17 protein-coding genes are annotated in these 19725 nt (G+C 70.3%); all 17 read left to right on the top strand.

All coding sequences use genetic code 11. The features are described 5' to 3' along the window. Positions 1 to 133 precede the first annotated feature (133 nt). Entirely contained in the window at positions 134 to 1234 is a 1101-nt protein-coding gene (locus tag G3I19_RS04415; RefSeq protein ID WP_164259662.1) for a 4-oxalomesaconate tautomerase, read from the top strand. A gap of 10 nt (positions 1235 to 1244) precedes the next feature. Next, the gene (locus G3I19_RS04410; protein ID WP_164259660.1) at positions 1245 to 2198 is read left to right on the top strand and encodes a catechol 2,3-dioxygenase; all 954 of its coding nucleotides are present in this window, start codon (positions 1245 to 1247) and stop codon (positions 2196 to 2198) included. Positions 2199 to 2367: 169 nt separating this feature from the next. Then, entirely contained in the window at positions 2368 to 3699 is a 1332-nt protein-coding gene (locus G3I19_RS04405; protein ID WP_164259658.1) for an MFS transporter, read from the top strand. Between the two features lie 34 nt (positions 3700 to 3733). After that, positions 3734 to 5299, top strand: a complete 1566-nt coding sequence (locus G3I19_RS04400) for a subtype B tannase (RefSeq protein ID WP_164259579.1) — start codon at positions 3734 to 3736, stop codon at positions 5297 to 5299. A 503-nt stretch (positions 5300 to 5802) separates the two neighbouring features. Next, the gene (locus G3I19_RS04395) at positions 5803 to 6597 is read left to right on the top strand and encodes an ABC transporter ATP-binding protein (protein WP_164259656.1); all 795 of its coding nucleotides are present in this window, start codon (positions 5803 to 5805) and stop codon (positions 6595 to 6597) included. A 191-nt stretch (positions 6598 to 6788) separates the two neighbouring features. After that, entirely contained in the window at positions 6789 to 7580 is a 792-nt protein-coding gene (locus G3I19_RS04390; protein WP_164259654.1) for an SRPBCC domain-containing protein, read from the top strand. Beyond that, complete coding sequence (locus G3I19_RS04385; RefSeq protein WP_164259653.1) at positions 7577 to 8443, top strand: aldolase/citrate lyase family protein; 867 nt, start codon at positions 7577 to 7579, stop codon at positions 8441 to 8443. The genes G3I19_RS04390 and G3I19_RS04385 overlap by 4 nt, the downstream gene beginning before the upstream one ends. 63 nt (positions 8444 to 8506) lie before the next feature. Continuing rightward, positions 8507 to 9577, top strand: coding sequence for an amidohydrolase family protein (locus G3I19_RS04380; RefSeq protein ID WP_164259651.1), 1071 nt, complete (start codon positions 8507 to 8509; stop codon positions 9575 to 9577). Continuing rightward, positions 9574 to 11229, top strand: coding sequence for a thiamine pyrophosphate-binding protein (locus tag G3I19_RS38205; RefSeq protein ID WP_164259649.1), 1656 nt, complete (start codon positions 9574 to 9576; stop codon positions 11227 to 11229). The genes G3I19_RS04380 and G3I19_RS38205 overlap by 4 nt, the downstream gene beginning before the upstream one ends. Before the next feature lie 5 nt (positions 11230 to 11234). Next, positions 11235 to 12143 (top strand): ABC transporter substrate-binding protein, encoded by a 909-nt coding sequence (locus tag G3I19_RS04370; protein ID WP_164259647.1) that lies wholly within the window; start codon positions 11235 to 11237, stop codon positions 12141 to 12143. A gap of 78 nt (positions 12144 to 12221) precedes the next feature. Then, positions 12222 to 13397: a DUF3500 domain-containing protein gene (locus G3I19_RS04365; RefSeq protein ID WP_164259645.1), complete on the top strand. Its 1176-nt coding sequence runs from the start codon at positions 12222 to 12224 to the stop codon at positions 13395 to 13397. Positions 13398 to 13430: 33 nt separating this feature from the next. Then, positions 13431 to 14309, top strand: coding sequence for a hypothetical protein (locus G3I19_RS04360; RefSeq protein ID WP_164259643.1), 879 nt, complete (start codon positions 13431 to 13433; stop codon positions 14307 to 14309). A gap of 54 nt (positions 14310 to 14363) precedes the next feature. Next, positions 14364 to 15347, top strand: coding sequence for an ABC transporter substrate-binding protein (locus G3I19_RS04355; protein WP_164259641.1), 984 nt, complete (start codon positions 14364 to 14366; stop codon positions 15345 to 15347). Between the two features lie 68 nt (positions 15348 to 15415). Next, complete coding sequence (locus G3I19_RS04350; RefSeq protein ID WP_164259639.1) at positions 15416 to 16276, top strand: amidohydrolase family protein; 861 nt, start codon at positions 15416 to 15418, stop codon at positions 16274 to 16276. 67 nt (positions 16277 to 16343) lie between these two features. Then, positions 16344 to 17036 (top strand): GntR family transcriptional regulator, encoded by a 693-nt coding sequence (locus G3I19_RS38200; RefSeq protein ID WP_164259637.1) that lies wholly within the window; start codon positions 16344 to 16346, stop codon positions 17034 to 17036. A gap of 26 nt (positions 17037 to 17062) precedes the next feature. Then, a complete protein-coding gene (locus tag G3I19_RS04340) occupies positions 17063 to 18652 on the top strand; it encodes a carboxylesterase family protein (protein WP_164259635.1) in 1590 nt (529 codons plus the stop codon). A gap of 14 nt (positions 18653 to 18666) precedes the next feature. Next, positions 18667 to 19704: an ABC transporter substrate-binding protein gene (locus G3I19_RS04335; protein ID WP_164259633.1), complete on the top strand. Its 1038-nt coding sequence runs from the start codon at positions 18667 to 18669 to the stop codon at positions 19702 to 19704. The last annotated feature ends 21 nt before the right edge of the window (positions 19705 to 19725 follow it).

Raw genomic sequence — 19725 nt, 5'->3', positions numbered from 1 at the left:
CGCCGCAGGGCGCTGTCGGGGCGACCCCCGGTTCGGTCAGTGTGCCGGTGCCGGTGCCGGTGCCGGTGCCGGTGCCGGTGGCGGTCGGCGCGCGGGTCGCGTGCGGCGCATACGTCCGGGGCGGAGCGGAGGCGTGAGCGGGCACGCGGAGGTGCGCTGCATGCTGATGCGCGGCGGCACCTCCAAGGGTGCCTACTTCCTGGCCGGTGATCTGCCGCAGGACCCGGCCGTACGCGACGAACTGCTGCTCCGTGTCATGGGCAGTCCCGACCCGCGCCAGATCGACGGGATCGGCGGGGCACACCCGCTCACCAGCAAGGTCGCGGTCGTCTCCGCCTCCGCCGATCCGGACGCCGACATCGACTATCTGTTCCTCCAGGTGGGCGTCGGCGGCGCCGAGGTGTCGGGCGGTCAGAACTGCGGGAACCTCCTCGCCGGAGCCGGTCCGTTCGCCGTGGAGCGCGGTCTGGTCGTGGCGGGGGAGGAGCACACCTCGGTCCGTATCCGCATGGTCAACAGCGGAGACCGCGCCACGGCGACCTTCCCGACGCCCGGCCGCCGGGTCTCCTACGAGGGCCGGACCGAGATCTCCGGGGTCCCGGGGTCCGCCGCGGCCGTGAGGATCGAATTCCCGCCTGGCGCCCACCCGTTACTGCCTACCGGCCGGGCCCGTGACACGGTCGCCGGAACCCCCGTCACCTGCGTCGACAACGGTATGCCGACCGTGCTGATCGCCGCGTCCTCGCTCGGGCTCACCGGCGATGAGGAACCCGCCGAGCTGGAGGCGGACACGGTGCTCGCCGCGCGTCTGCGGGAGTTCCGGCTGGCGACCGGTCCGCTGATGGGGCTGGGCGACGTCACGAGCGCCACTGTGCCCAAGCTCAGCCTGCTGGCCCCACCGCGCGCGGGCGGCGCGGTCAGCACACGGACCTTCATCCCGGTGCGCTGCCACACCGCCATCGGCGTGCTCGGCGCGGCGAGCGTGGCCGCCGGGCTGCGTGTCCCCGGTGCAGTGGGCGACGGCATCGCACGGCTTCCCGCACAGGGAGAGCTGGTACGTATCGAACACCCCACCGGGTTCCTCGACGTCCGGACGGACATCGGGACGGGCGACGGGCCCGGCCCCGTACCGGTTGTCCGGCGCACGGTCGTCGTCCGCACGGCCCGGAAGCTCTTCGACGGCACTGTCTTCCCCCGCCCTACCGCCGGCCCCGAAGCCGCGCCCCACCTGTAAGGAGCCGCACATGACCCCGCCGCTGGGCGACATAGCCCACCTCGGCCACGTCGAACTGCTCACGCCGGATCTCGACAGCAGCGTCCGGTTTTTCACCGAGTATCTCGGCCTGACCGAGAACGGCCGCTCCGGGGACTCCGTACACCTGCGGACCTGGGACGACTACGAGCACCACAGCCTGACTCTCACCCCGCACACCACTTCCGGTATCCGCCGCACCGCCCTGCGCACGTCGAGTGAGGAAGCGCTGCACCGCAGGGTGAAGGAGATCGAGGCGAGCGGGCGGCCGGGCCGCTGGACGGAGGACGAGCCGGGCATCGGCAGGCTGTACGTCACCACCGACCCCGACGGACACGAGATCGCCCTGTACTGGGAGAGCGAGTGGTACGAGGCCCCGCCCGGGCTGAGGCCCGGTCTGAAGAACCAGCCGCAGGCCAAGCCGGGCCACGGAGTCGGTGTACGCCGGCTGGACCACGTCAACTTCCTCGCCGCCGCCGTCGAGCCCAACGGCGACTTCGTCCGCGATCTGCTCGGCGCGCGCCCCACCGAGCAGATCCGGCTCGACGACAGCCGGATCGCCGCCCAGTGGCTGACGTTCAGCAGCAAGTCGTACGACATCGTCTACACGGAGGACTGGTCGGGCACCCAAGGCCGCCTGCATCACATCGCCTTCGCCACGGACACCCGCGAGGACGTTCTGCGTGCCGCTGATCTCGCCCTGGACACCGGTGTCTTCATCGAGACGGGCCCCCACAAGCACGCCATCCAGCAGACGTTCTTCCTCTACGTCTACGAGCCTGGCGGTAACCGTGTCGAGCTCTGCAACCCGCTCACCCGCCTGGTCCTGGCCCCCGACTGGCCGTTGATCACATGGACCGAGGAGGAGCGCAAGAAGGGCCAGGCCTGGGGCCTGAAGACCATCGAGTCCTTCCACACCCACGGCACGCCGCCGCTCGACAGCTGACAGGACCATGCCTCGCAGAGGCGGGCGGCACACCTCTCCGTGCCGCCCGCCTTATTGTTTCCTTGGATTGTTAACAAAAGCGTTGACGATTGATGTGCGGCTCCCTACCGTCTAGCCCCATCCCGCTCCACACCCCTCATTCCGCGCATCCCGCCGAGAGGAAACGACGATGTCTCCCTCCCCCGCCCCACGCCCGCGCGGCGGGGGAACGGCCGCGCTGGTCGTCGCCCTGTGCTGGGCGGTCGTCCTCTTCGACGGCCTCGACATGTTCGTGTACGGCTCCGTGATGCCCAACATGCTGGCGGGGAAGGCGCTGGGCCTCACCCCGGACAAGGGCGGCGACATCGGCAGCTACGCCACCTTCGGGATGCTGATCGGCGCGCTTTCCGCCGGTACGGTCACCGACTGGATCGGGCGCAAGAAGGTGATCCTCACCTGTACCGCGGTCTTCTCGCTGGCCTCGGCCCTGTGCGCGGTCTCCACCGGCCTCGGGGCATTCGGGCTGGGCCGCTTCATCGCGGGCCTGGGACTGGGCGGCCTGCTGCCCACCACGATCACGATGGTCGCGGAGTACGCACCGCGCGGCCGCACCGCTCTGATCGTCGGCACGCTGATGACCGCCCACCAGGCCGGCGGCATCCTGTCCGGCTTCGTCGGTATCTGGACGGCACAGCCCGGCGGCTGGCGCGTCGCCTACTGGATCTGCGTGATACCGCTCCTGATCGGAGTGCCGCTGATCGCGAAGTTCCTGCCCGAGTCGCTCACCTTCCTGCTGGCCAAAGGGCGTACCGACGAAGCCCGCGCACTCGCGGCCCGATACGACGTCGGCCTCCCGGCCCTCAAGCCGGTCCGCCCGGCCACCGCGAGCCGCTGGGACGCCGTCGTCGCCCTCTTCCGGGGCAAGCTGTGGCGCACCACGCTGTTGTTCTGGCTGACGTCGTTCTTCGGTCTCCTTCTCGTGTACGGCGTCAGCAGCTGGCTGCCCACGATGATGCGTGGCGCGGGCTACGACCTCGGCTCCTCGCTCTCGTTCGTCGTCGTCATCAATCTCGGCGGCATCGTGGGCATGCTGGTCGCGGGCCGTTTCTCCGACCGCTTCGGCGCGCCGCTCGTCGCCACCATCTGGTTCGCGCTGACCGCCGTGGGGATCGCGCTGCTCGACATCCGCATGCCGCTGGTGTTCACGTACGCCGATGTCTTCCTGACCGGCCTGTTCCTCTTCAGCGCTCAGGCCATGGTCTACGCGGCCGTCGCGGCACGCTCGGCCGACGGTCACCGCGCCACGGCGGTCGGCTGGGTCTCGGGCATCGGCCGCTTCGGCGCGGTGTTCGGCCCGTGGCTCGGCGGGCAGCTGGTCGCTGCCCACAACGAGACGTGGGGCTTCGGGGCGTTCGCGATCGCGGGCGTGCTGGCCACGGTCTTCATCAGCCTGACCGGTCTGCGCACCGCGCCTGCGACCCCGGCGAACGGCACCGTCCTCCCTCACTCGACCACCGCCTGACCCACCCTCTCCCGACACAGCGAGGAGCTCAACCGTGAAGCGCAGGACCGTACTAGGAGCAGCGGCCGCGGCGGCTGCCGTGCCGACGACAGCGGCCTTCGGAGCCGGTATGGCGAAGGCCGCCACGCGCTCCGCCGCACACGGGCTGGTCTTCGACGAGGCCACGTATACCACCGTGACGGAGACGATCACCACGGACACGGGCGACAAGGAGGTGACCTACCACTTCTACGGCCCGCTCACCTATGTCACCCGTCCTTCCGACGCGACCCACCAGTCCCTGGTCATCAGCGTGCCCGTGACGATCGACGGCAGAGCGGTGGACGCGACGCGAGCCCCGGTCGTGCTGGCCAACGGGATCGGGGGCTACTTCCCGTCGTCGGTCGCGAGCGCGACGGGCGTCGGCCAGTCCACGATGGAGATGGGCGGCGGCGCACCCGGTGGCCCGGGCGACGGCGGCGCTCCGGGCGGCCCCGGTGGTGGTGGTGCTCCGGGTGGCGGCGCGATGGTCAGCATCCCGAAGCTGGCCCTGGCGGCCGGTTACGTCGTGGCGGAGCCCGGGGCGCGGGGCCGGACCCTCACCGACGCCGGCGGTACGTACTACGGCACGGCGCCCGCCGCCATCGTCGACCTGAAGGCGGCTGTCCGCTACCTGCGCGCCAACAAGGGCCGGGTGCCCGGTGACACGGACCGAATCGTGTCGACCGGTACGAGCGCGGGCGGCGCCCTCTCCTCGCTGCTCGGCGCCTCGGGTGACAGTCACCTCTACACGCCGTACCTCAAGGAGGCGGGTGCGGCGGACGCGAGCGACGCGGTGTTCGCAACCGGCGCCTGGTGCCCGATCACCGACCTGGAGCACGCCGACATGGCATACGAGTGGTGCTGGAGCGACAACGTCACGCAGGCCACCGGCGCACAGGTGGACCGGACGGTGTCCAGGGACCTGACGAAGGCATTCGCCGACTACCAGACCTCCCTGCGGCTGCGGACGAACCGCGGCGTTCTGAGGGCGTCGGACCTGGACGACCACATCCTCCGCACCTACCTGCGACCGGCGGCCACACGCTACCTGGCAGCTCTGACGGACACGGCTCGTACGGCGTATCTCGCGGCCAACCCCTTCATCACCTGGTCGGCCGGCCAGGCCACCTTCTCCTGGCGGGACTTCACCGCCCACGTGGGCCCGCGCAAGAAGGGCGCCCCGGCGTTCGACGCCTTCGATCTTTCGGCGGGAGAGAACAACGAGTACGGGACGGGCACCACGGCCGCCCGCCACTTCACGACCTACAGTCTCCGCGAGGACACCGGCAGTTCCAGCTCACGCCTTGACGGCGACATCCCCGGGAAGCTCGCCCTGATGAATCCGATGCACCACATCGCCGTCCGGAACCCGTCCCGTTCGAAGCACTGGTGGCTCCGCGTCGGCACCGGCGACACGGACTCCTCACCGGTGATCGTCAGCAACCTGGCGCTGGCCCTGGAGAACCTGGGGGACGACGTCGACCCGCTGATGTACTGGGACGAGGGCCACGGCGCGAACACCGACGCGGCGGACTTCCTGGCCTGGATCGCGAAGGTCACGGGCCACCGGCAGGGGTAGCCCCCTCCTCTCGGAGAGTTCGGCGCCTGGGCACTTCGGCGCCTGGTCATACCGGAAAGCCCGCGCGCCACGGTCCTGGAGGCCGTGGCGCGCGGGCTTTCCCGGCCTTGCGCCGCCTCCCCCCGTTCAGTACGTCCGTTCCGGACCGGACGCCGGAGCAGCGGGTGCTCCAGGGGGAGCTTCCCTGCGTCGGGAACCTTCATTGTCGGACAGCCCTTCGCCGAGGCGACTCGGCGTTTCTGTGAATGTGAGGTTCTCTCTGCACACTTCTTGTGCCACCTGAGGGGCGGTGTTACGTTCCCATTACCGGTTGTCGGACAATCTTGGCGGCGCGCAGTGTCGCCGAAGGCCGCATCAGCGGGAGAGTCCAGCCGGGCCCGATGTCCGTTCGCGTGCATCGGGCGCACCACCTGTCACAGCACCGCCACCCACACATGCCGCCACAGGCGCGAGCGCACGGCCCCCGCTTCATCTCTTGCGAGGAGGAGGCCGAGGAGACAGATATGTCGACCACACAGCGCACCTCCCACCCGGAGGCCCTCCGTCTCGACCACGTCACTCTGGAGTTTCCCGGCACGCACCGGCCGGCGATCGAGGACGTGTCGTTCTCGGTCGACCGCGGCAGAGTCGTCGCCGTGATCGGACCCAGCGGGTGCGGGAAGAGCACCGTGCTCAACCTGGCCGCCGGGCTGCTCACTCCCACACAGGGGCAGGTCCACTACGCCGGCGAACCGGTCACCGCGGTCAACTCCGATGCCGCGTACGTGACTCAGCAGTCCCATCTGCTGCCCTGGCTGAGTGTCAGGGCCAACATCGGCCTGGCACTGAAGTTCCGCAAGGTGCCCAAGGAGGAACGCGAGGAGCGCATCGCTCACTGGATCGGGCTCGTCGGTCTGACCGGCTTCGAGAACCACTTCCCCCGGGAGCTGTCGGGCGGCATGCAGAAGCGCTGCGCGATAGCACGAGCGCTGATCTACAACCCGTCCATCGTGCTGATGGACGAGCCGTTCGGGCCGCTCGACGCCATCACCAGGCTCGAACTCCAGCAGGAACTGCTCAACATCTGGCGGGAGCAGAACGGGACTCTGATCTTCGTCACGCACGACCTCAACGAGGCCATCTACCTGGCCGACGAGGTCATCGTGATGTCCAAGGGCCCGGGCACGATCCGCCGTGTCATCCAGGTCCCCTTCGAACGCCCGCGCCAGATCGGCTCGCTCGTCGAGTCGCCCGAGTTCTCCGAGCTCTACAACGACCTCTGGGGGCTCTTCGCCGAGGAACGGAAGGCCGCCGCGTAACGCGGCCGAGCCCCTCCCGCCACCGGGGCGTCCCCCGTGCGCGCCCCCAGGTCCTGCGCCCGGAGTCCTGCGCCCGGAGTTCTGCGCCCCCGAGTCGCCCAAGTCGCCACGTAGCCCAGCCGCCCAGCCGGTTGCGCCGTCATGCCCTTCTGCCCCGACGCCGCGCCCGCCGCCGAGTGAGGTTCACAGCTTTGATATCGATCACGGAAGAGATCCTTGTACCGAGTCCGCCCGGACGTGTCTGGGAGGTGATCTCCGATCCCTCGGCCGTCGTGTCCTGCATCGGAGGCGCCGAACTCGGGCCTTCGCACGACGACGGGTCCTTCGACGGCACGCTGGCCATCAGGTTCGGCGGTCTGCGCGTCAAGTTCGCCGCCCGGGTCTCCCTCGACCTGGACGAGTCCGCGCACGAGGGCCGCCTCACAGCCCGTGGCGCCGACGGTCAGCGGGCCACCCGCTTCAGTGCCGGCGCCACCTTCCGGGTCGTCGAGGGGGACACCCCGGGCGGGTCACGGGTCTTCTGCGACGGCGAGATCAAACTCAACGGCAAGCTCGCCAAGTTGATCGAGTCGGGTGCGGGGATGGTGGTCTCCCGGATGACGAAGGAGTTCACCGAGCAACTGGTCCAGAAGTGCGCCGAGCCGGCCGGTCCGCGCCTGGCGGCCTCCGCCCAGCCGGACGTTCCGCTCGTGGCGGCCTCCGCCGAGGCACCCACGGCCGTCTCTCCCGCTCCCGCCGAGGCAGCCTCCGCCGAGCCGCTCTCCGCGGCATCCACCGCTGCGGCATCCACCGGCCCGGCATCCACCGGCCCGGCATCCACCGGCGTAACCACGGCCCCGCCCCGGCCGGCCGGACTGTTCGCACGTCTGCGGGCGTGGTGGACAGGGCGCCGGTCCGGGCGCCCGGGGCAACCGCCGCAGGCGACACGGCCCGCGGCCGAGAACACATCCGGTGAAGCACTGGGCCAGGGAGGCCGACGATGACAACGACACCATCCAGGTTCAACAAGGTGATCGGCGCCCTGGAAGCGGGGCTGCACGTCCTCGCCACCTTCTCGGCGGCCGACCCGGCGTCCGCGGTCGAGCTGAGCAACTCCGACTACGACGCCGTGGTGTTCGAGATGGAGCACAAGCCCTGGGACATCAACGCCCTCAAGGACAGCTTCCAGTACCTGATGAGCAGGCGCCGGGTCTTCGAGGCGGACAGCCTCGCCCCGGCCGTCACCCCGCTCGTGCGCATCCCCGCCAACGGCGCCGAGAAGGCACAGTGGCACGCCAAACAGGCCCTGGACCTGGGCGCGTTCGGCATCATCTGGCCGCACATCTCCACGGTGGAGGAGGCCAGGAACGCCGTCGCCGCCTGCCGCTACCCGCGGCTGCCCGACGCCCCCCGTTACGAGCCGGCCGGCCTGCGCGGGGACGGCCCGCACGCGGCGACCCGCTACTGGGGCATCTCGAACACCGAGTACTACGCCCGGGCCGACGTGTGGCCGCTCGCGCCGGACGGCGAGATCCTGGTGGGCCTCATGATCGAGGACCAGCTCGGCATCAAGAACCTGCCGGACATCCTCGACCAGGTGCCGGGCATCGGGCTGATCCTGATCGGCGAGGGCGACATGAGCCAGGAACTGGGCTTCCCCCGCCAGTACGAACACCCCCGCGTCCTGGAGTGCAAGCGGCAGATCCTCGACATCTGCAACGCACGCGGGATCGCCGTGGCCCATCCCCATGTGACCGCAGGCAACGTCCAGCAGGTGCTCGACGACGGCTACCGGTTCCTGATGTCGGCGCCGGTGCGCACCTACCCCGGCCTCAACAAGGCCCGGGAGCTGACCGGCCGTGCCTGACGGGGCCCTGCCGCCCCCGCCGTACACCGTGCGACCACCGCACAGCGAGTTTCGGAGCAATTCATGATCATCGACAGCCATGGCCACTTCACCACGGCGCCACCCGCGCTGGGCAAGTGGCGGGAGAAACAGATCCGGGCCTTCGAGGAGACCGGCGCCCGGGTCCCGCCCGGCGAACTGCGCATCAGCGACGACGAGATCCGCACCGCCATCGAGAACGGTCAGCTGAAGCTGCAGACCGAGCGCGGCACCGACCTGACGGTCTTCTCGCCGGGCGCGGGCAAGATGGCCCACCACTACGGCGACGCGCGGACCAGCCTCGACTGGTCGCACGTCAGCAACGACCTGATCGCCCGGGTGTGCGGTCTCTTCCCCGAGCGGTTCGTGGGCGTGTGCCAGCTCCCGCAGTCACCCGGCGACCAACTGGCCGCCTCCGTAAGCAACTCGGTCACCGAACTGGAGCGCTGTGTCGAGGAGCTGGGGTTCGTCGGCTGTCTGCTCAACCCGGACCCCTCGGACGGCTACTACCAGGGGCCGCCGCTGACGGACCGGGTCTACTACCCGCTCTACGAGAAGATGGCCGAGCTCGACGTCCCCGCGATGATCCATGTCGCCATGTCGAGGAACCCGGCGATGCAGGGCACCTGCGCCCACTACCTCGCCGGTGACACCGCGGCGTTCATGCAACTGTGCGAGTCGGACCTGTTCAAGGACTTTCCGACGCTGAAGCTGATCCTGCCGCACGGCGGCGGCGCCGTCCCGTACCACTGGGGCCGCTACCGCGGAATGATGCTGGACCGCGGCCGGCCGCCGCTGGAGGAGTCGGTCCTGCGCAATGTCTTCTTCGACACCTGCGTGTACCACAAGCGCGGCATGGAGCTGCTGCTCGACATCATTCCCGCCGAGAACGTCCTGTTCGCCTCGGAGATGATCGGCGCCGTCCGCAGCGTGGACCCGGAGACCGGGCGGCGGTTCGACGACACCAAGTACACCCTCGACTCCATCGGCAGCCTGAGCGAGACCGACCGGCAGGCGGTCTACGGAGGCAACGCGCTCCGGGTCTTCTCCCGGCTCGACGGCGTCCTGAAAGCGCGGGCGACAGCCGCGGCGAACGTGAAGGAGTCCCAGAAGTGAAGGTCTACGAAGCACTGGCCGAGGCGTTCGTCAAGGAAGGCACCAGCGATGTCTTCGGCATGATGGGCGACGCCAACATGCACTGGATGGCCGCACTCGCCGACCGCGGCGTGCGGTTGTACGAGGTGCGGCACGAGGGTTCCGGCCTCGGTATGGCGGACGGCTGGGCCCGTGGCACGGGACAGCCGGGCGTGGTCACCACGACCAGCGGCCCCGGTGTCTCGCAGCTGGCCACCTCGATGCTCTGCGCGAGCCGGGCGGGCACCCCGCTGGTCGCCTTCTGCGGGGAGACACCGCTGGGGGACGAGGGGGCCACCCAGTACCTCGACCAGCGTCGCTTCGCCGCCGCGATCGAGTGCGAGTTCATCCAGGTCACCCGGCCCGAGAACGCCCAGGAGGCCGTGCGAAGCGCCTTCTACCGGGCGCGGACCGAGTCCAGGCCGGTCATGATCAGCGCGCCCTTCGACGTCCAGGTCGCCGACCTGGACGACTACGACGAGGACTACGTACCGTCCACCGCCCTGATCGAGAGGCCCCGGCTGCTGCCGGACCCGGCGGGGATCGAGGCCGCCTGCGACCTGATCCAGGACGCCAAGCGTGTGGTGATCATCGCGGGGCGCGGTGCGCGCGGGGCGGACTCCGGCGAGGAGATCCTCGCCCTCCAGGAGCGGACCGGCGCCCTGCTGGCCACCACCCTCCAGGCGAAGAACTGGCTGTGCGACCGCACCGAGTTCCACGTCGGTCTGTCCGGGCTGTTCGGCGACAAGACGTCGATGGAACTGCTCCAGGAGGCCGACTGCGTGATCGCGGTGGGCGCCAGCCTGAACCACTACACCATCGAGAGCGGCTACCTCTACCCCGAGGCCAAGTACGTCCAGATCGACACCGCCCCGCATCTGGTCATGGGCAACGGCCGGAGGGCGGACTGCTATCTGCAGGCCGACGCGGTCACCGCCCTCACCGAGCTGACCCGGGTGCTGGCTGAGCGGTCCGTCCGGCTGGAGGGCTTCCACACCGACCAGGTCCAGCGGCATCTGAGCGCCCGGGCCCAGCAGCCGGCCGACTACGTCCGCGAGCCGGGACGCCTCGACCCGCGCGAGGCGATCTGGATCCTCGACCACGAACTCCCCGGCGAGATGGGGCTGGTGCTGGGCAGCGGCCACCAGACCGACTTCGGCACCATGCTCTTCCAGCGCTCCCGCGACGTGCTCTCCAACTACGGCATGTTCGGCGCCATCGGCCAGGCCCCGCTGATCGCCATGGGCCAGATGGTCGCGCGGGGCAACAAGCCCGGCTTCGTGGTCGAGGGCGACGCGAGCTTCATCATGCACCTGTCCGAGTTCGAGACGGCGTGCCGGTACGACATCCCCCTGCTGGTCGTCGTGATGAACGACCAGGGCCTCGGCGCCGAATACCACAAGGCGAAGGCGAAGGGACTCGACCCGGACCTGGCGACCATCTCCACACCCGAACTGGGCACGGTCGCCCGGGCACTCGGCGGCGGCGGGGCCACGGTCCGCACCCCGCAGGAGCTGCGCGACGCCCTGGCGGAGTACGTACGGGCCCCCAGGCCCACCGTGATCGACGTCCGCATCACCCGTGAGGTGCTCAGCACCCCGTACCGCCGTATCCAGTACGGCGAGGACGTGTGAGCGGCGTGGGCGGGGCTCAGCCGGCGGCGCTGGACGTACTGCTGGGCAACTACCCGCACACCCGGCCGCTGAAGGACGGGACCGTCCCGGTGGACGGCGTGGACTGCCGGTACCTGGAGTCCGCCCCGCTGCCCCCGGCCTTCGCGCGGATGGTCCGCGAACTGGCCTACGACATCTGCGAGATGCCGATGGCCACCTACCTCCAGGCCCGGGACGCCGGTGTGCCGGTGACGCTGTTGCCCGTGGTGCTGGTGGGAGGCACCCACCACCGCTCCCTGACCCGGCTGCCGGACTCCCCGGAGACCGGCCCCGGGGATCTCGCCGGCCGGCGCGTGGGCGTCCGCGCGTACGGCCAGACCACCGGTCTGTGGGTGCGGGGCTGGCTGCAGGAGGAGTACGGGGTCAGGTCGTCCGACGTCACCTGGGTGACCACCGAGGACGTCCATGTCGCCCAGTACGTCAACCCTCCGTACGTGGAACGGTCGGATGCCGGGCGGGTCGTGGACCTGCTGCGCTCCCACGACGTCTCCGCGGCGGTCCTGGGCCCCAAGGCGATCGGCGGACAGGGCGCGGGACTTGTCCCGCTCGTGGCGGACGCCGAGAACGCCGGCCTGGCGTGGGCGCAGCGGCACGGAACGATCCCGGCGAACCATCTGCTGGTGGTGCGCGACGACGTCCTGCGTACCCGTCCCGACGCCGTGCTCGCCTTCTACCGGTCCCTGCGGAAGGCCATCGCGGACACCGCGGGCGAGCGTGACGACTCACCCGCGGGGCGCGCGGTCGCGGCCGGGTGGGGCACATCGCTGACCGCCTGTGTGGAGATCGCCGGACGGTACGCCCTGGAGCAGAGCCTCATCGCGGAACCGGTGGATGTCGCGGAGGCGGAGCGGAAGACGGCCTTCCTCGACAGCTGAGGGGGCCGCACACAGGGGGTGCGCCGCCCGGCGGCGCACTGGTGAAGCAAGACCGGAACACCGAAAGGAGGAGCAGCGATGAGAGAGCCGGTAGGGCTGCGCAAGCGGGGCAACCCGCCCACGCGCGAGCCGGAGATCTGGACACCCGACCTGCTCGACAAGGTCGCCTGGCGGGTGAAGGCGGCCAACGAACCCTTCCGCGGGGTGGCCACGTCGGACGGCATCAGGCCAGGACTGTTCCCACTGCGCGACACGGGCGCGGACGTCACCCGGGTGCACCGGGCGGCGGAGGACTACCTGGCCGGCCTGACGGAGCAACAGCTCGCCGGCGGCCGCTTCCCGATGGACGACGTGAGCTGGCGCCACTGGAACAACGGCGCCCGCTACTTCCTGCGCCACGGCATATTGCTGGAGGACCTCGACGACGCGGGGCGCGAGCGGGCCCTGGCCGTCATCAGGGAGAGCCTCAGCGTGGACGGGTACCGCCAGACGGTCGACCTGATGCACCTCAACCTCACCATCGGCGAGCTGAGCGACAACACACACGGGCTCAACGAGTGGCTGTACTGGTTCTCCCTCTACGGCGAGCCGGAGAACGGCGGCCCGTGGGGCTGGCAGCTGGACGGGCACCACGTCAACATCAACTGCGTCTTCGTCGGGGACCAGATGGTCCTCACCCCCTCCTTCCTCGGCGCGGAGCCGGTGATCGCCGGGTCAGGGAAGTACGCGGGGACCGTGGCGTTCCGGGGCGAGGAGGCACTCGGCCACGAGCTGTTCACCCGGCTCGACGGACGACAGCGGGAGCGGGCGGTCATCGCGGACACGATGCCGCAGGAGCTGCTCGTCGGCGCCTTCCGGGACAACTGGGAGCTCGACTACCAGGGGCTGCGGCTCGCCGAGATGTCCTCGGGACAACGGGACACCGCGCTCCAGCTCCTCGGCCTGTACGTGAACCGAGCCGGTGACCAGCACGCCAGGGCGCGTATGGCGGAGGTGCTGGCCCACGAGGGGGACACCCGCTTCGGCTGGGCCGGGGATCCCGACGGCACCTTCTACTACCGCCTGCACAGCCCGGTGATCCTCATCGAGTTCGAGCACATGGCCGGCGTGCTCTTCGACAACGACTACCCCTCACGCCGGCACATCCACACCATCGTCCGCACCCCCAACGGCAACGACTTCGGCGCCGACCTGCTGCGGCAGCACCACGAGCGGCACCACAGGCCGCGGACGGCGCACCCCGACCAGTCCTGAGCCCCGGTTCCCGTGAACAAAGAGGAGAGACACATGAAGTTGGTGCTCGGCCGTGAGGATCTCGCGGCTGCCGCGCTTTCGGCGGCCCGCGAAGCGGGTTCGGAGCCGGAGCGTGTCGACATCAAGCCGGTGCACAGGGCTTCCCGGGGTTTTGTGAACGACTCGGACGTGGACCTGTGTGAACTGGCGATCGTGACCGTTCTGCAGGCCCTCGCCTACGGCAAGCCGGTGCTGCTGCTGCCCGTCACGACCCTCGGACGCCACCAGCACCAGACCCTGGTGACCCTCGGCAAACTGTCGGTCGCCGACGTGGAGGGCCACAGCGTCGGAGTCCGCGCCTGGAGCCAGACGACCGGGGTGTGGATGCGCGGATTCCTCACCGAGCAGTACGGGGTCGACCTGCGCAAGGCGAACTGGACGACGTACGAGGGCCACCACGTCGAGGGTGCCGAGGACCCGTCCTGGGTGACACGGGCGCCGCAGGGGGCCAAGCTGCCCGCTGACTTCCTGGAGGGCCGGGTCGACTTCGGGGTCATGGGCAACGAACTGCCCTCCGACGACCGCATCCGCACCGCGGTCGACAACGCCCATGAGGTCGCCGAACAGTGGTCGAAGGCCCAGGGGTTCATCCCGGTCAACCATGTGGTCGGGGTGTCCGAGGCAGCCGCCGCCGAACACCCGGCCGCCGTCCTCGCCGCGTACGACGCGATGCGGGAGGTGCTCACGGCGAAGGAGGAGGGCGGGCCGGTCGCCCTGCACCCCGTGGGCTTCGAGGGGCTGCGCGCCGCGTTCACCAAGGCGGCCGCCTACGCGCTGGAGCAGGACGTGATCCCGCGCGCGGTGGACTACGACGAACTCGTCGAGCGGACCTGCGCGGCGCTCGGCGTACCGGCGGCCCGCCTCGGCGGCTGAAGACCGCAGCGCGGGCAGTCGGACCAGAATCACAGACACAGCAAAGGACAGGGTATGGACAAGCTCACGGTGGTCGTCGGAGAGTTCCCGCACGCACAGCCGCTGCTGGACGGCGATGTCGAGACGGAGGGCTATGCGGTCGAGCCGGTGGAGGTCAAGCCGGTCATCGGCGCCTACCGGCGGATGATCAGGGACCTGGAGTTCGACGTGTGCGAGCTGGCACCGGTCTCGTACCTGATGGCACGTCAGGCAGGGGTCCCGCTCACCGCGATTCCGGTGTTCCTCAACCGGCGCTTCCACCACGGCGACGTGCAGTGCGCCGCCCACTCCGGCATCCGCGTGCCGCGGGACCTGGAGGGACGCCGGGTCGGCGTGCGCGCCTACTCGGTGAGCACCGGTGTGTGGGTGCGTGGCGTGCTGCGTGACGAGTACGGGGTGGACATCGACAAGATCACCTGGGTGGTGGACGACGACGACCATGTCGAGGGCCGCATCCCGGCCAACGTCGAGCGCGTCACCGACGGCCGCTCGCTGGGCGAGCTGCTGCGCGCCGGAGAGATCGACGCCGCGCTGACCGGGAACGCCGGAACGGGACGGGCGGGCGCGCCCAAGGCCGGCTGGACGGCGGCCGCCGAGCCGGAGCCCGGGAGCGACGACAGCCCCTACCCGCTCTTCCCGGAAGCCGGCACGCTCGCCGTGGATCACTACGTGCGGACCGGTGTCTACCCGCTGCACTCGCTGATCTCGGTGCGCACCGAGCTCGTGGAGCGCGACCCCGGCCTGCCGGCCAAGCTGTACGCCGCGTTCGCGGAGAGCAAGCGCCGGCACCTCGCGGACCGGCCCGAGTGGTCGGCGGTGCCCCGGCTGGCCCGGCAGGGAGCAGCGATCGGCGGCGACCCCGTCCCGTACGGCATCAGGGCCAACGACCCCAGCCTGCACGCGATGGTGCGGTTCGCCGGGGAACAGGGCCTGCTCGACGCGGACTTCCCCACCGACCTGCGCTCGCTGTTCGCCGCCGGCGACTTCCCCGACGCCTGAGCCGGCCCGTACGGAACCCACCCGAGACACCCGTACGGAACCCACCCAAAGACAAGGGAGCACCACACGTGGACATCGTCGACGCACACTGCCACATCATCTCCGAAGACCGGACCGGCTACCCCGAGGCCCCGCTCGGGGGCAAGCAGTCGAAGTGGGCCGCGACCCGGCCGGTGACCGCCGAAGGCATGGTCAGCCGCATGGACGAGACCGGCATCGGCCAGGCCGTCCTGGTCCAGGCCACCACGCACTACGGCTACGACAACTCGTACGTCCTCGACAGCAGCCGTCACCGGCCGGAGCGCTTCGTCGCGGTCGGCACGGTCGACCCGCTGCGTCCGGAGGCTGCCGCTGACCTCAGGGCCGCGGTCGGCGAAGGCGGCCTGGCCGGTGTGCGGCTGTTCACCAGCGGCAGTACCGTGCCCACACAGGGGGAGTGGTTCGTCGCCCCGGAGACCTTCCCCTTCTGGGAGCAGGCCGGGGAACTCGGCCTGCCGGTCTGCCTCCAGATGCGGCTCGGGCCTGCCACCGGGCAGCTGGTGGAACTCCTGGAGCGGTTCCCCGGCGTGCAGGTGCTCCTCGATCACATCGGCTACCCCGACATCGAAGCGTCGCCCGCCCGCGCCGGTGCCGAGGTCGCGGCACTCGCGGCCCACCCGGGCCTGCACCTCAAACTCACCCACCGCAACCTGGAACGGCTGCTGGACGCCGGGGAGCAGGCCGGTGACTTCCTCGGCCCGGTCGTCGGAGCGTTCGGGGCGGAGCGGATCGCCTGGGGGTCGAACTGCCCGGCGGCCGAGCAGACCATGCCGGAACTCCTCGACCTCGCCCGGAAGGTCCTCGCGGGGCTGCCGGAGCGGGACCAGCAGGAGATCTTCGCGGGAACGGCCCGGCGTCTGTACCCGTCCCTGGGCGGATACGGGAGCTGATGGAACATGCCGTCGGCTAGGGTTCCCGCCTCGGATCTCATCCCTACAGAAGGCAAAGGCGGCCAAGGTGGACAGCGACAGCATCGGTGCGGATTCCGGGGCGAAGACGCCGGGCACCCGCTACAGCCAGGCGTACGAGGGTCTTCGCGCACTGCTGCTGTCGGGGAGCATCGAACCCGGCACACGGTTGACCGAGGCGGACCTGACCAGGATGTTCAACGTCTCCCGCAGTACGATGCGCAGCGCGCTGGTGCGGCTGACGCAGGAGGGCTACGTCACCAGCGAGGTCAATCGCGGGGTACGGACGAGGAGCTTCTCCCCGGAGGAGGCGGCGGACATCCTGGAGGCCCGCGAAACGCTGGAGTCGGCCCTCGCAGGCAAGGCGGCGGAGCGGGCCACCGAAGAGGAGATCGAGGACATGCGCCGAACCCTCCAGGAGATGGAGGAGGCGCGGTCCCGCGGGGACCAGGACTCCTACTCCCGCGGCAACCGCCGCTTCCACCAGCAGATCAAGCACGCCGCGCACCAGACGACCCTCGCCCGCGCCTACGACACGCTGCTCTACCCCCTGGTGATGCGCCAGTACCGCAATCTCTCCGTACAGCACCCGCGAACCGGGTCGATGGAGGAACACCAGGTCATCTTTTTCGCCATTGTCACCCGCAACCCCGACGCCGCCCTCGCGGCGATGCGCCATCACGTCGGCTCCGCCCGCAGGGCGCTGCTGTTGGACAAGTCCCCGGTGACGCCAGCCACCTGAAGCGGCGCCGGGGCCGGAAGGACCCCATGCGTCACACCGTGGACACGGAAGCAGGGCCCGTCGAGGGCATACCGTGCCGGAACCGTTCCGTCACCGTCTTCCGCGGCATCCCCTACGCGGCCGCGCCCGTCGGCGACCTGAGGTGGCGGCCGCCGCAGCCGCCGCCACGCTGGGAGGGGGTCCGCCGGGCCGACCGGTTCGGCCCGATGTGCCCCCAGGCGCCGACCGAGGCGGCCGCGACCGGCGTCGACGTGCCGATGAGCGAGGACTGCCTGAGCCTGAACATCTGGACGGGCGCGCCCTCCTCCGCGGAACTCCGCCCGGTCCTGGTGTGGATCTACGGCGGCGGTTTCCGCGAGGGTACGGGGGCACATCCCCGCTACGACGGCGAGAAGCTGGCGGACAAGGGCCTCGTCGTCGTCACCTTCAACTACCGTCTCGGCGCCTTCGGTTTCCTCGCCACACCGGAGCTGAGCGAGGAGTCGGAGCACGGCGCGTCCGGGAACTACGGGCTGCTCGACTGCGTCGCCGCCCTGCGGTGGGTGCGCGACAACATCACGCGCTTCGGCGGCGACGCAGGCCGGGTCACCGTCGCGGGCCAGTCGGCGGGCGCCGGCGCGGTCAACTTCCTCGCGCTGTCCCCGCAGGCGAAGGGGCTGTTCCGCCGTGCGATCGCGCAGAGCCACGCCAGGTACGCACGCGATCCGGAACTCCGCTATCTGTCCACCTCCTACCGTCTGTCGGCCGACGCCGAGGCCGCCGGGGACCGGTACACCCGGGAACACGGCGCGCGCACCATCGCCGAGCTGCGGTCCCTGCACTGGCGGAAGCTGGTCGACGGGCACCATCCGCTGGACACGGCAGTCGAGACCGGAGGGGCGGCGGGGCCGCCGCTGTTCCGTCCCGTCGTCGACGGGTGGGTGATCCCCGCCGGCTACGACGAGACGTACACCAAAGGTCTGCAGAACGACGTCGACTACCTCACCGGGAACAACCTCGACGAGAGCGGGGCCGTCCCGCAGAGCATGGTCGCGGCCCTGCGCACCGGGCGTCGTACGGTCAGGCCCGGATCGCCTCCCGTGCATGTGACGCTCGACCAGCACACCGCGGCGGCCAGGCGGAAGTTCGGGGCTCTCGCCGAGGAATTCCTGCGGCTCTACCCGGCCCGCACGGACGACGAGGCGGCCCTCGCGAGCAGCTGTGCGGCACGCGACAACTCCCGTATCTCCACCTGGCTGTGGGGCACCGACTGGACACGCCGGGCCAGCGGCGGGCTGCACACCTACTTCTGGACCCACCGCACGACGGCCGCCGACGCGGGCCCCCGGCGCGCATCCCACGGCTCCGAGATCGACTACGTCTTCGGCAACCCGGCGGGCGGCACCGGGGCGTGGACCGGGACGGACCACGAGATCGCGCGGACCCTCTCCTCCTACTGGTCCAACTTCGTCGCCACCGGTGACCCCAACGGCGCCGGTCTGCCCCACTGGCCCGCCTTCTCGGCGGACGCCGGCAGCGTCATGGAGATCGGCGCCGCCTTCGGGCCCGTCCCGGTCGCGGACCGGGCGCACACCGACTTCTGGATCCGATTCTTCTCCACCCAACAGCCTTGGTGAACAAAGGAGTTCCCATGAATTACCGCAGGAACCGCCCCTTCTTCGCACTGTCCGCCTCCGTGGTGCTCAGCGCCGCGCTGATGACCGCCTGCGGCAACGACGGCTCGCCGTCGGTCGGTTCGGACGGCAAGACCACGGTGTCGGTGGGGGTGAGCGGCAATGTCTTCGACCTGTCCATTCGCCTGGCGGAGGAGAACGGCTACTTCGCCAAGCAGAACATCAAGATCAAGTACGTGACGCTGACCGCGGCGACGGGCACCTCGGCCCTGCAGTCGGGTTCGGTGCAGTTCCTCAACTCCAGTCCGACCAGCTATCTGGCAGGACTCTCCAAGGGGCTGCCTGAGCTGTCGGTCGCCACCAACGGAGGAGGCAATCCGCTCGGCGTGGTCGTCAGTACCAGGTTCGCGAAGAAGCACGGCCTGAGCGCCGCCAGCCCGGCCGACAAGGTGGCCAAGGCGCTGGCCGGCTCGACGGCCGGCGCCAGCTCCGCCAACACCAAGGCCGAGGCGGGCATCTTCCTCAAGGCGCACGGTGTCGCCCCGGACGGGCTCAAGTGGGTCTCCCTGCCGAGCCCGGCCGCCGACAAGGCCGCCCTCACCAAGGGCGAGGTCGACTGGTTCATCACATCCGAGCCGATACCGCTGCAGGTCCAGCACGAGGGCGACGGCATCGTGGTGGCCGATCCGCTCAAGGTCCCCCAGTGGTCCTACGCGGACGCCGGATACGGCCAGGTCGTGGCCGTGAAGCAGAGCTACGCCAAGTCCGACCCCACCACGGTGAAGGGCTTCGCCACCGCCGTACAGCAGGCCACCGCCTACCTCAAGACGCACGCAGCCGATGACAAGAACGTGCTGGGCGCGGCGCGCAAGACCCTGCCGGGCGTGCCCGACGACGTACTGAGCGCCGCGGTCAAGCAGGTGGACTGGCCCAGGAGCGCGGCGCAGGACGCCTCCGGGTGGAAGAAGACCGTCGCCTTTGTGAAGAACGGCATCGGCGCGGTGCCGGACGCGAGCGTGTCGTCCGGCGACTGGACCAACAAGTACCTGCCGTGACACGTCCGAACTCAACCGGAA

The sequence above is a fragment of the Streptomyces sp. SID10853 genome (assembly GCF_010548145.1).
Classification (GTDB): Bacteria; Actinomycetota; Actinomycetes; order Streptomycetales; family Streptomycetaceae; genus Streptomyces.
Note: the sequence above shows the minus strand (reverse complement) of the source record. Positions and strands in the feature narration are given on the sequence as shown.